This is a genomic window from Nonomuraea sp. H19, assembly GCF_052068215.1.
Lineage (GTDB): Bacteria > Actinomycetota > Actinomycetes > Streptosporangiales > Streptosporangiaceae > Nonomuraea.
The window spans coordinates 14297-29279 of sequence record NZ_JBQHCV010000008.1 but is presented as its reverse complement, the minus strand read 5'-3'; the positions used below and the strand labels follow the sequence as shown (position 1 = coordinate 29279).

Annotated in this window: 11 protein-coding genes; 4 read left to right on the top strand and 7 right to left on the bottom strand. The window is 71.2% G+C overall.

Annotated elements, in window-relative coordinates:
* Positions 1-73 precede the first annotated feature (73 nt).
* From ACTMTI_RS18735 to ACTMTI_RS18705, 7 genes are read right to left on the bottom strand one after another with little or no spacing between them, the layout of a single operon-like run.
* Positions 74-1678 carry an FAD-dependent oxidoreductase gene (locus ACTMTI_RS18735; protein WP_441121676.1) on the bottom strand — a complete coding sequence of 535 codons (1605 nt, stop codon included), beginning with the start codon at positions 1676-1678 and terminating at the stop codon, positions 74-76.
* On the bottom strand, positions 1675-2487 hold the full coding sequence (locus ACTMTI_RS18730; protein ID WP_441121675.1) for an ABC transporter ATP-binding protein: 813 nt from the start codon (positions 2485-2487) through the stop codon (positions 1675-1677). Before ACTMTI_RS18730 ends, ACTMTI_RS18735 begins: the two co-directional genes overlap by 4 nt.
* Positions 2484-3530: an ABC transporter ATP-binding protein gene (locus ACTMTI_RS18725; protein ID WP_441121674.1), complete on the bottom strand. Its 1047-nt coding sequence runs from the start codon at positions 3528-3530 to the stop codon at positions 2484-2486. The genes ACTMTI_RS18730 and ACTMTI_RS18725 overlap by 4 nt, the downstream gene beginning before the upstream one ends.
* Positions 3527-5062: an ABC transporter substrate-binding protein gene (locus ACTMTI_RS18720; RefSeq protein WP_441121673.1), complete on the bottom strand. Its 1536-nt coding sequence runs from the start codon at positions 5060-5062 to the stop codon at positions 3527-3529. Before ACTMTI_RS18720 ends, ACTMTI_RS18725 begins: the two co-directional genes overlap by 4 nt.
* 58 nt (positions 5063-5120) lie before the next feature.
* Positions 5121-5945, bottom strand: coding sequence for an ABC transporter permease (locus ACTMTI_RS18715; protein WP_441121672.1), 825 nt, complete (start codon positions 5943-5945; stop codon positions 5121-5123).
* A complete protein-coding gene (locus ACTMTI_RS18710) occupies positions 5942-6871 on the bottom strand; it encodes an ABC transporter permease (RefSeq protein WP_441121671.1) in 930 nt (309 codons plus the stop codon). Before ACTMTI_RS18710 ends, ACTMTI_RS18715 begins: the two co-directional genes overlap by 4 nt.
* Positions 6868-7932, bottom strand: coding sequence for a LacI family DNA-binding transcriptional regulator (locus ACTMTI_RS18705; protein ID WP_441121670.1), 1065 nt, complete (start codon positions 7930-7932; stop codon positions 6868-6870). Before ACTMTI_RS18705 ends, ACTMTI_RS18710 begins: the two co-directional genes overlap by 4 nt.
* A 194-nt stretch (positions 7933-8126) precedes the next feature.
* On the opposite strand from ACTMTI_RS18705, the gene ACTMTI_RS18700 reads away from it, so the two are divergent.
* From ACTMTI_RS18700 to ACTMTI_RS18685, 4 genes are read left to right on the top strand one after another with little or no spacing between them, the layout of a single operon-like run.
* Positions 8127-9077 carry a dihydrodipicolinate synthase family protein gene (locus ACTMTI_RS18700; protein WP_441121669.1) on the top strand — a complete coding sequence of 317 codons (951 nt, stop codon included), beginning with the start codon at positions 8127-8129 and terminating at the stop codon, positions 9075-9077.
* 37 nt (positions 9078-9114) lie between these two features.
* Complete coding sequence (locus ACTMTI_RS18695; protein ID WP_441121668.1) at positions 9115-11202, top strand: golvesin C-terminal-like domain-containing protein; 2088 nt, start codon at positions 9115-9117, stop codon at positions 11200-11202.
* On the top strand, positions 11199-13103 hold the full coding sequence (locus tag ACTMTI_RS18690) for a glycoside hydrolase family 127 protein (protein WP_441121667.1): 1905 nt from the start codon (positions 11199-11201) through the stop codon (positions 13101-13103). The genes ACTMTI_RS18695 and ACTMTI_RS18690 overlap by 4 nt, the downstream gene beginning before the upstream one ends.
* 23 nt (positions 13104-13126) lie before the next feature.
* Positions 13127-14965, top strand: coding sequence for an MGH1-like glycoside hydrolase domain-containing protein (locus ACTMTI_RS18685; protein ID WP_441121666.1), 1839 nt, complete (start codon positions 13127-13129; stop codon positions 14963-14965).
* Positions 14966-14983 lie beyond the last annotated feature (18 nt).

Here is a 14983-nt window from a genome sequence, read left to right as displayed (position 1 = left end):
TCTCGCCCGATCTTCGCCGACCCGAGTTGTATCGATAAAGAAGGCTGACGGCCGGGGCTTGCTGGAGCCGTGTTCAGTACCCCCGTACCTGAGGCCAGGCCAGTTCGAAACCGTCGGCGGCGAGTTCGTTCTGGAACCGTTCGAGCAGCGCCGGGTCCTGGTGCACCTGCGCCGGTTCGAGCCGGTGCTCGAGGCAGTGGGCGGCCAGCGCTCCGGCCGCCTCGCCGACGTTCCACTCGACCGGGTGCAGGCGGTAACAGCCGTTGGTGATGTGGGTGGTGCCGATGTTCTTGCCGGCGGCCAGCAGGTTGAGCACGCGCACCGGCAACAGCGCGCCGAGGGGGATCTGGAACGGGCAACTGGCGACGTCGATGTAGTTGTCGCCGCCGGTGGACGGGTGCAGGTCGATGCGGTACATGCCCACCCCGACGGTGTCCGGGTAGGTCACGGCGCCGTGCTCGCCGCGGACGGCGAGGGACAGGTCGTGCTCCACCACGGTGCGGTGGGCGCGGATCCGCCGGGACTCCCTGATGTACGGCGCCTTCGCGAGCCCGTCGACGCTTCCCATGACGTCGGGCCGCAGCCGCAGCCCCGGCCACCCGGTGCCGCTGTCCGGCCGGGGCGCCTCGGTCTGCAACCAGTAGAGCATGCTCAGCGCCAGCTGCCGGGCGCCGTCGAGGTGCTTTTCCCGCTCCGCGTCGGAGACGCCGATCAGCGGGCCGGGCAGATAGTCGATCATCGGCCAGTTCACGACCGTGACGTCGCTGACCGCGAAACCCGGCTCGAACATCTCGCGGCACAGGATGCGCCGGAACACCCACAGGTCTTTGTCCCCAGGGTCGCGGCTCTGGTCGGCCACGATCGGCCCGGTGGCGGCGTGCGGCACGAACGTACGCGGCACCGCCTCCAGCGTGCGCGGGTCCGGCGCCACGAGGCTGAGCAGGCGATCCGGCCAGAACGGCGGCCGGTAGTCGCGCCAGAAGCCGTACTGGCTCGGCCGGTCGATGGTGTGGTCCTCACCGTCGCGGTGCTCGACCGCGAACACCCAGGAAAACGCCTGCATGTTGGCCGGCTGGGCGTGCTCGGGGGCGCTCGGCTCACCGGTGTCGGCGCGCGACTCGAACCCGGTCACGTGCTCCACCCCGGCGAGCGGCAACAGATCACCCAACTCGGTCGCGTCCAGAATGTACGGCGCGCTCGCCTCGACGCGTTCGCCGTCCGGTCCCTCGAAGCAGACCGACGCCACGCGGTCGCCGGCCGCCTCGGCGGACACGGGGCGGTGCCGGCGCCAGATCACCAGCCGGCCGGCCGCGAGGTAGGGGCTCACCATGGCGTCCAGGACGGCGGCGGCGACTCGTGGCTCGTGGCAGAGCCGGCTCACCCGGCCGAGCCCGGGATTGAGCTCGGGCACGGCGCGGGCCGCCGGGGTCAGCGGATACCAGGTGCGGTAATGGTCGCGGATCGCCTGACGCAGCGCCCGGTAGGAGCGGGTGGCGCCGAACTGCTCGATCCACGGATGCTCGTCCGGTGGCACGCCCTGGCTGGTCAGCTGCCCGCCGAGCCAGTCGGTCTCCTCGGTCAGCAGCACCGTGCGACCGCGTCGCAACGCCGCGAGCGCGGCGGCGACACCGCCGAGGCCGCCCCCGACCACCAGAACATCGGCCTTCCACCCCGTCACGCTTCGATCCCTTCTCCGGTGTTCAACTCGAGCGCCGCATCGAGCAGGCTGCGCGTGTACTCGTGGCGTGGGGAGCCGAGGACTTCGGTGGCCGGCCCCTCCTCCACGAACACGCCGCGGCGCATGACGGCGATGCGGTCCGCGATCTGGTGCACGACGCCGAGGTCGTGGGAAATGAACAGAATCGACAGGCGGTGACGTCGCCGCAGGTCGGCAAGCAGCCGCAGGACCTGCGCCTGGACGGACACGTCCAGCGCGGAAACGGCCTCGTCGCACACGAGCAGCCGCGGCCTGACGGCGAGCGCGCGGGCGATGCTGACGCGCTGGCACTGCCCACCGGACAGCTCGCCCGCCCGATGCCCGGCCACACTCGGATCGAGGCCGACGTCGTCCAGCAACCGATGCAGCGCGGTGGTACGGTCGCCGGCCGGAGCCGAACTCGGGTGAGTGCGCCAGACCTCGTTGACGATGGCCGCGACGCTCATCCGCGGGTTGAGCGACGAGCGCGGGTCCTGGAACACCATCTGCACGGCGCGTTGGAGTGCCGCCGGCCGCCGCCCGGCCGGTCCCAGGCGTTGACCGTCGAGAAGGACGGCCCCGGAGCCCGGCTTGACCAGGCCGACGACCGCGCGCGCCAGCGTCGTCTTGCCCGACCCCGACTCACCGACCAGCCCGACCGTCTCCTCGTGGCCCACGGTGAGGCTCACGCCGTCCACCGCGACGAACTCTCTCGACCGGCGCAAGCCGCGCCGGCCGAAGCCGACCCGAAGGTCGCGTACCTCCAGCAGCGGCGTCTTGACGTCGCTCATGATCCTCCAGAACCCGACGAAGAGCCCCGGTCCCACAGCTCCTCGGCGAAGTGACAGGCGGTCCAGCGGCCGGGGACGATGGATCGGGCCGCCGGCTGCTCGGTGCGGCACCGGTCACGCGCCAGCGGGCAGCGCGGGTGGAACGCGCATCCGGCCGGCCGGTTCGCCGGCGTGGCCGGGGTGCCCGGGAGCGGATGGGCGATCGCGGTCCGGGTCCGGACCGCGGGAACGCTCTCGACCAGCGCGCGCGTGTACGGGTGGGCCGGCCGGTGCAGCACCGCCGCGGTCGGGCCCCGTTCGGCGACCCGCCCGGCGTACATGACGACGATCTGGTGTGCCACGTGTGCCACGACGCGCAGGTCGTGGCTGACGAGCAGCATGGCCAGCCCTTCGACGTCCTGGATCGAGCGCAGCAGCCGCAGGATGCGGGCCTGCACGGTGACGTCGAGCGCGGTCGTGGGCTCGTCGGCGAGCAGCAGCGCGGGGCTTCCCGCCAGAGCCATGGCGATCACGGCACGCTGGCGCAGACCGCCGGAGAACTCGTGCGGGTAGCTGTCGAGCCGGCGAGCCGGCTCGGGCACCCCTACCCGGTCGAGAAGTTCGACGACCTTGCGGCGGACCTCGTCGCGGGGCCGGCCGGACCTGCGGAGGATCTCTCCGACCTGCCGGGCGATCGTCTGGGTCGGGTTGAGCGCCGCCAGCGGGTCCTGGAAGATCATCGCGATCTCGTGGCCCCGGAGCCGCCGGCGCCGGGCCGGGTCGAGCTGGAGCAGATTCTCGCCGCGCCAGCGCAGTGCCCCACCGGTCGCGGCTCCGTCGGGGAGCAGGCCGATGACGGCGTTCGCGGTCATCGTCTTGCCGCTCCCTGATTCACCGATGAGGCCGACCGTCGTCGCCGACGGGATGTCGAACGACACCCCGTCGACGACCCGGACGGCGCCGCCCCGGACGGGCAGGTCGACGACGAGCTCGTCCACCTCCAGCAGCGCCTCACTTGGCGACGACGCGGGCGTGGTCGGGCCGGACACCGACACCGACGTCATGAGCCGCTGACCTGAATGCGGGAGAAGTCCGGCAGTCCGTTCGGGTCCGGGGTGACACCGGAGAGGCGGTTGTTCCAGGCATAGGCGTACTTGACCGCCATGGGGAACATGCCGACCGCGTCCCCCCAAATGATCTTGCTGGCCTCGCCGTACAGCCTGACCCGCTCGTCCTTGTCCGCGCTCGCCCCGGCCGCGGCCAGCAGCTTGTCCAGCTCCGGGTTGCAGTAGCCGTTGCGCTTGGCCGCGCAGGGGTAGAGCCGGCCGAGCGTGTTCGCCCCGTCGAAGGTGGGGTTGGACAGCTGCTGGAAGTTGATGTCCCAGTTCAGGGCGAGCAGATCCTTGGTGAACACCGCCTGCTCCTTCTCGAGCAGGTCCACCTTGACGCCGATCTTCGCCAGGTCGGAGACGACCGCTTGGTTGAACTGCCGGAATTCGGCGTTGGCGAACTGCAGCCGGAGTTTGGTGTCGAAGTCGAAGCCCGCCTTCGTCAGGGCGGCCTTCGCCGCCTCCGGGTCGTACTCGACCGGCTTCTGGGGCACGTGCCCCAGGGTGATCGGCGAGATCGGAGCGTCGGCCAGGCTGCCGGTCTGCGGGTACAGCTGCTTGATGATGGTGGCGAAGTCGACCGCCTGCCACAGCGCCCGCCGTACCGCGGCCTCACGCAGCTCGGGCATGGACGAGTTGAACCACATGGTGAAGACTGCGGTGCTCGGCACCGTCTGGACCTTGAGCTTGGGGTCGCTCTGCAGCTGCTGCAGCTGGTCGTCGGGGATGCCCCAGATGAGGTCGGCCTCGCCGGTGCGCAGCGCGGTCAGCCGCGCCGCCAGCTCGGGCATCTTGCTGATGGTCACCCGCCCGACCTTGGGCGCGCCGCCGTAGTGGTTCGGGTTGGGCACGAACGCGGCCGTTCCCGCGGAGTCCAGCTTCTCCAGCTTGAACGGCCCTGAGCCGACCGGGTTCTGGAAGAACGCCTTGTCCTCGCCGGTCACGGTGCGCGGCACCACGTAGAAGATGGCGAGCTTGTACGGGACGGCCGCGTCCGGCTTGGACGCCTTCAGCACCACTTCGGCAGGCGAGGTGGCGGTCATCGTGTACCCGGGGAAGTTGGCCGCGTTGGTGCTCTTGAGTTCCAGGAGCCGCTTGAACGAGGCGACGACGTCCTCGGCGGTGAGGTCCGAGCCGTCGCTGAACTTCACGCCCTGGCGCAGGGTGAACGCCCACTCGGTGGCGGTGCTGTCGGACTTCCACGAGGTGGCCAGGTCACCCTCGAGCGTGCCGTCCGGCTTCGGCCGGACCAGCCGGCTGAAGAGGGCCTGGGAGGTCAGCTGAGTGCTGGTGGCGCTGCCGCCCTGAGGGCTGGCCGGGTCGAGGTTCTCGATCGGATAGGTGCCGGCGACGTTGATCTCGCCACCGCCACCGGTGTCCGCCGCGCCGCCGCCGGTGGCGGAGCTGCATCCGCTGAGCGCGACGGCGAGGGCGAGCGCGGCCAGTGCCACGCGCCGGGTGAGGTGGGGGGCATGGGTTCTGGTCATCGATGCCTTCCCGTCTGCTGGGGGGTGTCTTCGGGTCGGTGGGATCGGGCCGGGCGCGTCACCTGACGACTCCGCGTCCATAGCGCGCGGTGAGCTGGTCGCCGAGGATCGCGATGCTGATGATCAGCAGCGAGAGCGCGATGCCCGGCAGTGTCGAGATCCACCAGGCGGTGGCCAGGTACTCCTTTCCGTTCGCGATGGTCTGGCCCCACGACACCGCGGAGTTGGGCAGGCCTATGCCGAGGAAGCTGAGGCCGGCTTCGGCCAGGACGACCAGGGCGAACTCCAGCGTCGCCAGAGCGACCACGGGACCGGCGGCGAACGGCAGGACGTGGCGCAGGAGGATGAACGTCCGCGGCACCCCGAGGACCCGGGCCGCGTCGACCCAGGCCCGTTCCCTGATCGACAGCGCCACGCTGCGGGTGACGCGGGCGAAGGAGATCCAGGCGGTCGCGGACAGCGCGACCACCACTACTAGGACACTGCGCTCGAAGGCGCCCGCGATCACGATCGTGAGCAGGATCGCCGGGAACGCGAGCAGGATGTCGATGCCGCGGGCGAGGATCGTGTCCGGCCAGCCGCGGAAGTAGCCGGCGACGGTGCCGACGGCGGCGCCGATGACGCAGGCGGCCACGACCGTGGCGATGCCGATGATCACCGATGTCCGCGCACCGTAGACGACCTGAGCAAGCACATCGCGCCCCAGAGCGTCGGTGCCGAACCAGGCGGTCCCGCCGGACGACACGGGCGATCCCGGGCTCAGCAGGCGGTCGGCGAGGGAGGCGCGGACCGGGTCGTACTCGATGAGCAGCGGGCCGAGCCCGCCGACGACGGCGAACACCACGAGTACCGCGTACGGGATCCGGCGCCACCACCGCCTCATGACGCACCGTCCAGCCTGATGCGCGGGTCCAGCTGGGAGTAGAGCAGATCGGCCACGAGATTGAACACCATGACGATGCCGGCGATCAGGAAGGTGGCCGCCTGCACCACCGCGTAGTCCCGGTTGGACACCGCGTCCACCACCAGCGAACCCAGTCCTGGCCAGGCGAAGACGTTCTCGACGATGACGGCGCCGCCCATCAGGCCGCCCATGTGCAGCCCGACCACCGTGACGACCGGGATGAGCGAGTTGCGCAGCGCGTGACCGAGCAGCACCTGCCGCTCGGTCAGGCCCTTGGACCGGGCCGTCTGGATGTACGGCTCCCGCATGGTGTCCGCGACGCTGCTCCTGGTCAAACGGGCGACGACCGCGGTGAACGGCAGCGAGAGCGTGACCGCCGGCAGGATCAGATGGGCGGGGGAGCCGGCACCGGCGCTGGGCAGCAGCCGCAGCGCCAGCGCGAAGACGAGGATCAGCATGATGCCGACCCAGAACGTGGGGAAGGACTGGAGGCCGATCGCGCACGCGGACACCACCCGGTCGACCGCTCCGCCGGGGCGTCCGCCGGCCACCAGCCCGAGCGCGAGGCCGACGACGACGGCGATGGCGGTGGAGGCCAGCATCAGGTCGGCGGTGGCGGGCAATCGCTCCAGCACCGCCGCCATCGCCAGCCCGTTGAGCCGGTAGGAGTCACCGAAGTCCAACCGGACCACGTCGGCGAGATATCCGGCGTACTGGGCGAGCAGCGGCTGGTCGAGGCCGAGCCGCGCGGTCAGCTCCGCCACCTGTTCGCGGGACGCGTCAGGACCGAGCATGATCGTCGCCGGATCGCCCGGCGCGACGCGGACGATGAGGAAGATGAGAGAGGCCGCGCCCCACATCACCAGGACGCCGACGAGCAGTCGTTTGACGATGACCCGGATCATGGGCGTGCCCGCCGTTCGCCAGGGGCCGGCGGGCCTACGGTCGCGCCCGGCGTGAGGGGGCACTCGACGCTCTCCTGGCAGGCCGTCTCCTCGGGTGTCTCCAGCAGTCGCGCGAGCAGGTGGGTGGCCTGCCTGCCCATCTGCTCGCGCGGGACCACCAGGCCGGTCCAGGCCGTGTCGGACCCACGTGCGCCGGCGGAGTCGCCCAGCACGACGACGCTGAAGTCTCCGGGGACCGACAGCCTCTGCCGCCGGGCGTACGCCAGGATCTCCTCGGCGAGCATCTCCTGCTCCGCGACCACACCGGTGATGCCGGCGTTCTGGATCTCCGCCAGCAGGCCCGCCACGTCCTCGGTGGATTCGAGTGTCCACACCGGACCTGCGAGCCGGCGGGCCCCGCCGGGTGGCATCGCCCGCCGGAAGCCCTTCTCCCGGTCACGGCTGGGCTGCGCGTCGCCGTCGCCGAGGCGGGCGTAGGCCACGCGTTCGTGCCCCAGCGCGAACAGCCGCTCGGTGAGCTGCTGGGTCGCTCCGGCGTAGTCGGCCGCCACGTAGGACACCGGCGCGCCGGACACTTCCCGGTGTCCTACGTAGACGAACGGGTATCCGGAGTCGCGTAGCCGTTCGATCTCCGCGACGTTCGGATGGCGGCCGAGCAGCAGCGCGCCGTCGGCGATCGACAGCCGGGTCGACCCGTCGCGGAAGATCTGGCGCTCCCCGTCGCCGCTGGTGAACAGCAGCAGGTCGTAGCCGAGTTCCGCGGCCGCCTGCTCCATGCCGAGCAGGAAGGGGAAGTAGAAGTCGACGCTGGTCGTGGGGAAGACCGGCTCGAACGTGTACACACCGATGATCTTGTTGCGCCCGCCGGCGAGGGAGCGCGCCGAGGCGTTGGCGACGTAACCCCACTCGCGCATGGCGGCCAGCACCCGTTCGCGGGTCTCCGGACTGATCCGCACCTCGGACTCGCGCTCGTTGAGCACCAGCGACACGGTGGCCTGACTGACCCCGGCCAGGCGCGCGATGTCGGCCTGAGTCGGCCGTCGCACGGGTCCGCGGGTCATCTCTGCCTCCTGCTAATGCGCTACAACTTGATGAACGCAGAGTTTGTGCGCGTTACGCGGCTATGTCAAGAGACCAGGTGAAAACCGAGGCAGGCCCGCTGCCCGTAACACAATCGAAATGCTAATGCCTATTAGCATCTAGCGTTCGGGCAAGATCCCCGATAACGTCCGGAGCACTCTCCCGAGGAGGTGACATGGCCACAGCTGCCGACAACCCAGTCACCGGAGTGATCATCCCGCTGGTCACCGCCCTGGACCGGCGCGGACGGCCCGACGCGGCGGCCGTCCAGCCCTTGCTGGCGCATCTCGCCGCCGCCGGCATCACCACGCTGATGCTGGCCGGCACGAACGGCGAGGGGCCGCTGCTGCCCGTCGACGGCGTGCGAACGTACGCGGCAGAGGTGTCCGCCCTGTGGCGCGAGATGGCCGGCGCGTCCGCCCGGATCATGGTGACCGCGGTCGGAGCGGGCACGCGGGAGGTGATGCGGAACCTGGAGTCCCTCGACGACCTCGACCTGGACGCCGCAGTCGTGCTGGCCCCCTACTACTTCCGGCATACGGAACAGGAGCTTCACGCGCACTTCCGCGACGCGGCCTCCCACGGCCGGCCTGTCGTGATCTACAACAGCCCCGGCTACACCGGCAACCCCATCCCCGTATCCCTGGTACGCCGCCTGCTCGAGGAACCGAACATCGTCGGATTGAAGGACAGCTCCGGGGACATCGCCCTGTTCTCGCAGTTCTGCCACACGGCCGGGGAACGCGCCGGTTTCCACGTGGCCCAGGGTGTGGAACGGCAGCTCGCGGAAGGGCTGCGGCAGGGTGCGGCCGGGGTGGTGCCGGGTGTGGGAATGCTCGCTCCCGCCCTCTGCGCCGAGCTGTTCCAGGCGGGCCACGACGGTGACCACGCCACAGCAGCGGTGCGGCAACGCGACGTCGACCGGCTGGCCGCGCTCTTCGGGCTCCGGCCAGGTGTCAGCGGCGTCGTCGTCGTCAAGACCGCGCTGCATCTGCTGGGGCTCTGCCCGCCCTACGCCGCGGCCCCCTTCCTCCCGTGCACAGAGACCGAACTCGCCACCCTGCGCACCGCACTGGCCGGCATCCACGACCTGCTGGGCCGGGACGTCGCACCAGCGGGCCATTGAACCCCCGATAACTCGCCCTGTCCTGAAGGAGCGTCGAGTGAGCACCCCCATCAGCCGCCGCATGTTCACGCTCGGACTCGCCGCCGGCGCAGGCGCACTCGCCCTGCCGTCCGGCGCGCTGGCCCACACCACGGGCCCCGCGGAGCCGTTCTTCGCGGAGACCACCTTGTGGGACTCCGCCGTCGATCCGCTCGCCAGCTACCACGTCCACGCGCTGGCCGTACTGCCCGACGACACGATCCTGGCCTGTACCGAGGGCCGCCACGAGATATGCGACGCAGGCCCGCACGACCTGCTGGTACGGCGCAGCACCGACCGGGGCGAGACATGGAGCCCCACCCAGACGGTGGCGCAGGCGGTCAACGGCGAGATCTGGGCCAATCCCACCTTCGTCGTCGACGGCATGACCGGCGAGGTGTTCCTGTTCCACAACCTGTGCGAGAAACTGCCCGGCAACACGAGTTGTTCGGCCGATTCCGGCACGGTGTACGTCATCTCCAGCACCGACGGCGGGGCCACCTGGAGCGAGCGGCGCAGCCTCGCCGGGATGTTCGACCACTTCCCGTACAACTGGGCGATGCACGGCCCGGGGCCGGGCCACGGCATCCAGCTCCGCTCGGGCCGGTTGCTGTTGACCGCCGGGCATCGGACCGTCATCACCGGGGTGCCGACCGCCGAGCGCAACTACGGCGCGTCGACGGTCTACAGCGACGACCACGGGCGCACCTGGAAGGCCGGTGGCGAGATACCGCTGGGCAACGGCCTGCCGGCCGTGGGAGAGTCCCGGCTGGTGCAGCGTGCGGACGGGACGGTCGTGGTGAACAGCCGGCCGGGGTCGGGCAACGACTGGCCCCGCGACATCGCGGTCAGCACCGACGACGGCCTCACCTGGTCGGAGCCCAGGATGGACTTCAGCCCCGGGCTCTTCAACGGCGTCGACACCAGCCTGATCAGGTACACCGGAGGGCCGGGGAGCGGCGAGGTCGACCGGATGCTGTTCAGCCGGCCGGACGCGCCGATGCGGTGGAACATGACCGTCGCGGTCAGCTACGACGAGGGCCATTCCTTCCGCTACAGCCGGTCGATCAGCCCGATCCGCGGCTACTACTCGGACCTCGCGCGGCTCTCCGACGGCACGATCGTGCTGCTCTACGGCTGTGACGGCGACCTCGACGGCAGCCCGCGGCGGGTGGCGGTGGCCCGGTTCAACCTGGAATGGCTCACCGAGGGCCGAGACAGCCTGGCCACCGATCCGAAGGTCACCGAGCGCACGCACGACCTGGGGCGCCACGCGAAACAAGCCACCGTCTCCGGCGGCACCGTGGCCGTGGTGGAGGAGGCCACCGCGCGTGACGGCGCCCGCGCCGCGTTCGCCCCTGGCGCGGTGGGCGACTTCATCGAGTACCCCTTCCAGGTCGCCCCGGGCAGCTGGTACGAGCTGTGGCTGCGCTACTACCGTTCCAGCGATGGCGGACTCGTCACGGTGACCGTGGACGGGCGGACCCCGCGGAACTCCACGCTGGACCTCACCTCATTCCGTGGCGACGGGTACGACGTCGTGCTGCTGGGCACGATGGCGTTACGTCCCGGCCGGCACACCATCCGGTTCACCCTGGCCGGCGCCGGCAGGGGCGGTGGCACGGCGGTCGGGCTGGACCAGCTCAGCCTGGTCCGGGCGCCGCACCCGGCGGACGTGCGCGAGGAGGTCACCGTCGACAACGGCGGGCTCGGCTTCCAGACCACCGGCACATGGCCCAGCAGCCGCGGCGTCCGCGGATACTACGGATTCAACTACCTGACTCACGCGAAGGGCGACGGCACCAGCATGGCGCGGTGGCGACCGGCGTTGCCCGGTGAGGACCGCTACGAGGTGCTGGTCTCCTTCGCGGCCGACGCCAACCGGGCCACCAACGCCACGTACGTCGTCCACCACGCCGACGGCTCCACCTCGGTCCCGGTCAACCAGCGAGAACGCGGCGTGCCCGACGCGCGTACCGGCGAGTGGGTGTCGATCGGCACCTACCGGTTCCGTGCCGGCCTCGACGGATACGTCGAGCTCAGCGACGCGGCCGACGGTGTGGTCATCGCCGACGCGGTCCGGTTCCGGCGGGAGGCCCGGCGATGACCACCGTCGTGGCGACGGGCGGCGGGCCGGTGGTGCCGAGCCCGGCGGCGGCGGTCGCGCTGCGCCCGCTGCCGCTGTCCGGCAGCCGTCTGGCCGACGGCTTCTGGGCGCGCCGGGTGGCCGCCAACCAGGCGGCCATCCCCGTCGGGTACCAGCGGCTCAGCGAGACCGGTCACCTGGACAACCTGCGTATCGCGGCAGGCGAGATGACCGGTGCCGCGAAAGGCGCCGTCTTCTGGGACTCCGACGTCTACAAGTGGCTGGAGGCGGTGGCCTGGGAGCACGCGCGCCGTCCCGACCAGGCGTTGCACGACCGGCTGCGCGAGCTGAGCCGTACCATCTCCGCCGCTCAGTGCGACGACGGGTACCTCAACTCGGTGATGCGGTTGCGCGCCGAGGAACGCTACGCGCGGCTGTGGATGAGTCACGAGCACTACTGCGCCGGTCACCTGTTCCAGGCGGCGGTGGCGGCGGCCAGGACGACGGGCGAGACCGGGTTGCTGGGCGTCGCGACCCGGCTGGCCGACCATCTCGCCGGCACGTTCGGCCCCGGCGCCCGTACCGAGCTGGACGGGCACCCGGGGGTCGAGACGGCCCTGGTCGAGCTGTACCGGGAGACCGGTGTGCGGCGGTACCTTGACCTGGCCCGCCACTTCGTGGACAGCCGCGGGTACGGGCGCGCCGCCAAACCCGGCTTCGACCCGTCGCACTACGCGGACCCGGCGCACTACGCCGACCGGATACCGGTACGCGAGGCCACCACCTTGGAAGGGCACGCGGTCCGTGCCGTCTACTTCGCCTCCGGCGCGACCGACGTGGCCGTCGAGACCGGCGACGCGGACCTGCTGGCCGCCCTACGCCGGCAATTCGACGCGATGCGCCGGCAGAAGCAGCACGTCACCGGTGGGGTGGGGGCACGGTGGGACGGCGAGGCGTTCGGCGAGCCGTACGAGCTGCCGCCGGACCGGGCGTACGCGGAGACCTGCGCGGCGCTCGGCGTGCTGCAGTGGGCCTGGCGGCTGCTGCTGGCCACCGGTGAGTCCGGATACGCCGACCAGGTCGAGCACGTGCTGTACAACGCGGTGCTGCCCGCGGTGTCGCTGGGCGAGGCGGAGTACTTCTACGTCAACACGCTGCACCGGCGTACCGGCGCCAGGGGTGAGGTACAGCGGTCCCCGGCGCACGGCCGGCGTCCCTGGTTCAACTGCGCCTGCTGCCCGCCCAACGTGATGCGTACGCTGGCCGGCCTCCCCGCGTATCTGGCCACCGGCACCGCCGACGGGCTCCAGGTGCATGTGTACGCCCCGGGTTCGCTGCGCTCAGGGGAGTTCGCCGTGGACATCGACACCCGCTACCCATGGGGCGGCCGGGTCGCCGTGACCGTGCGCGAAGCGCCGCCGCACCCGGTGGAGCTGGCCCTGCGGGTACCGGAGTGGGCCGAAGGGGCCGCTCTTGACGGCCGGCCCGTCGCGGCCGGCGGTTACGCCCGGACGCGGCGCGTGTTCCGTCCCGGAGACCAGGTGCTGCTGGAGCTGCCGATGACCGCACGGCTGCTGACGGCCGCCCCACAGGTCGACGCCACCCGGGGCTGCGTCGCCGTCGCCCGCGGTCCGCTGGTGTACGCGATCGAACAGGCCGACCAGCCACCCGGCGTCATCCTGGAGGACATCCGCATCGACCCGTCCGCCCCGCTGCGGCCCGAGCACCGGCCGGACCTGCTCGACGGGGTGACCGTGCTGCACACCGAGGGCCTGGTGGTCGCCGGCGAACCCGCGACCCCCTACCCCCGGTACGGCCGGCCGGCCGCGGCCGCGAGAGCGACGCCCGTGACGCTCATCCCCTACTTCGCCTGGGCCAACCGAGGCCCGCACGCGATGCGGGTATGGATACCGACCCTGTGAGACCTCGCCACGTGAAGGACCGCATGACCGACTACGAGACCATCCAGGCCTCGCTCGCCCAGGGCTGGAACACCTGGGACACCCGCAGCGTGCTCACCCAGGTGCTCCTCCCCGACGCGCTGGGCCTGTCCCTCGGGCTGAAGGAGTACTACCGGGGCACGTCGCTGCGTACCGCGCAGATCGGCCGCCGCGCGGAAGGCGCGGAGACCGTCACCTTGGGCAGGCACGCCTACGACGGCGGCTACACCGAGGCGACCGTGACGTGGGCGGGCGTCACGATCCGGGTGCAGACAGCGCACGCGGGCGACGACCTGGTCGTGCTGGTGACGCCCACCGCCAACCAGCCCAAGAGCGCGCTGCTGACGGTCGGCGTCGGCTACCTGTGGAACCGGCCGGGCTCCGTCAGCCGCGCGGGCGACGAGATCACCGCCGTGGGCCCCGGCGGGGCCGTCACCGTCTTCTGCACGGCCCCGCACGTCGATGACCCTTACACCGACGTCGACGGGCCGTACCTGGCGATGGAGCTGACCGGCGCCGTCGGAATCAGCACCGGCCGCGCCCGCGACCTGCGGGAGATCGCGGCAATAGTGGTCCGCGCCTCCGCCGAGATCGGGGCGGCCGGCACAGACCCGCTCTCCCAGCATCGCGAGATCGTCAGGGACGCCATCTCCTGGAACACGATCTACGAGCCGGCCGGGTCCCGGGTGATCACCACCGTCAGCCGGCTATGGAACGTCGGCAAGCGCGGCGGCTACGCGCTGTTCTGCTGGGACGCGTTCTTCAACGCGCTGCTGGCGGCCGTGTCGAGCAAGGAGCTCGCCTACGTCAACACGGTCGAGATGCTCCGGGCGCTGACCCCGGAGGGCTTCGTCCCGAACGTCGAGCAGGGCACGGGCCGCAAGACGTACGACGGCTCGCAGCCGCCTGTGGGCTCGCTGGTCACCCGCGAGCTCTACCGCAGGTTCGGCGACCGGTGGTTCCTGGAGGAGACCTTCGAGCTGCTGTTGTCCTGGAACCGCTGGTGGTGGCGGGTGCGCCGGGACGGTGACCTGCTGTGCGCCGGCTCGACGTACTTCGACCCCGAGTTCCCCTCACCGCAGGACATCCCCCGCATCCACCAGCACTTCGGCGCGACCTGCGAGAGCGGGTGGGACGGTCACCCCGTCTTCGACGACGTGCCCTTCGACAAGGAGAAGAGCCTGCTCGCCGCCCACGACGTGGGGCTGAACAGCCTGTACGCGGCCGACTGCGAGGCACTCGCCGACATCGCGGACATCCTCGGAGAAGGGGAGGCCGCCGCGGAGCTACGCGAGCGGCATGCGGTCGTCGTGGCGGCGATGGAGTCGCTGTGGGACGAGCCGGCCGGCATCTACCGCAGCAGGCGCACCGACACCGGGCTGCCGACCGAGCGGCTGTCCACGATGAGCTTCTACCCCCTCCTGGCCGGCGTCGGCCTCGGGGAACGGGCCGCGCGGATGGTGTCCGGGCACCTGATGACCGACGACGGCTTCGGCGGCGAATGGATCCTGCCCTCCTCGCCGCGCAGCGAGCCGGTGGACCTGAGCGACGGCAGCTACTGGTCGGGCCGGGCGTGGCCGCCCGTGAACTTCCTCGTCTACCTGGGGCTGCTCCGCGCGGACGAACGGGACGCGGCCGCGTGGCTGGCCGAAGGCAGCTCCAGGCTCGTGCTGAAGGAATGGAACCAGCATCGCCACGTGCACGAGAACTACTCCAGCAGCCACGGCGGCGCGTGCGACAAACCGAACAGCGAGCCCTTCCAGACGTGGGGCGCGCTGCTGAGCCTCATCGTCCTCATGGAACGCGGCGAGGTGGACTTCTTCCCGAAATACGGCGAGGCATAACGGGCGGGCCGGACTGAG

Excerpts from the sequence above, each read along its gene's own strand:
- ACTMTI_RS18730 (WP_441121675.1), bottom strand. The coding sequence starts at position 2,487 with ATGAGCGACGTCAAGACGCCGCTGCTGGAGGTACGCGACCTTCGGGTC.
- ACTMTI_RS18725 (WP_441121674.1), bottom strand. The coding sequence starts at position 3,530 with ATGACGTCGGTGTCGGTGTCCGGCCCGACCACGCCCGCGTCGTCGCCA.
- ACTMTI_RS18720 (WP_441121673.1), bottom strand. The coding sequence starts at position 5,062 with ATGACCAGAACCCATGCCCCCCACCTCACCCGGCGCGTGGCACTGGCC.
- ACTMTI_RS18715 (WP_441121672.1), bottom strand. The coding sequence starts at position 5,945 with ATGAGGCGGTGGTGGCGCCGGATCCCGTACGCGGTACTCGTGGTGTTC.
- ACTMTI_RS18710 (WP_441121671.1), bottom strand. The coding sequence starts at position 6,871 with ATGATCCGGGTCATCGTCAAACGACTGCTCGTCGGCGTCCTGGTGATG.
- ACTMTI_RS18705 (WP_441121670.1), bottom strand. The coding sequence starts at position 7,932 with ATGACCCGCGGACCCGTGCGACGGCCGACTCAGGCCGACATCGCGCGC.
- ACTMTI_RS18700 (WP_441121669.1), top strand. The coding sequence starts at position 8,127 with ATGGCCACAGCTGCCGACAACCCAGTCACCGGAGTGATCATCCCGCTG.
- ACTMTI_RS18690 (WP_441121667.1), top strand. The coding sequence starts at position 11,199 with ATGACCACCGTCGTGGCGACGGGCGGCGGGCCGGTGGTGCCGAGCCCG.
- ACTMTI_RS18685 (WP_441121666.1), top strand. The coding sequence starts at position 13,127 with ATGACCGACTACGAGACCATCCAGGCCTCGCTCGCCCAGGGCTGGAAC.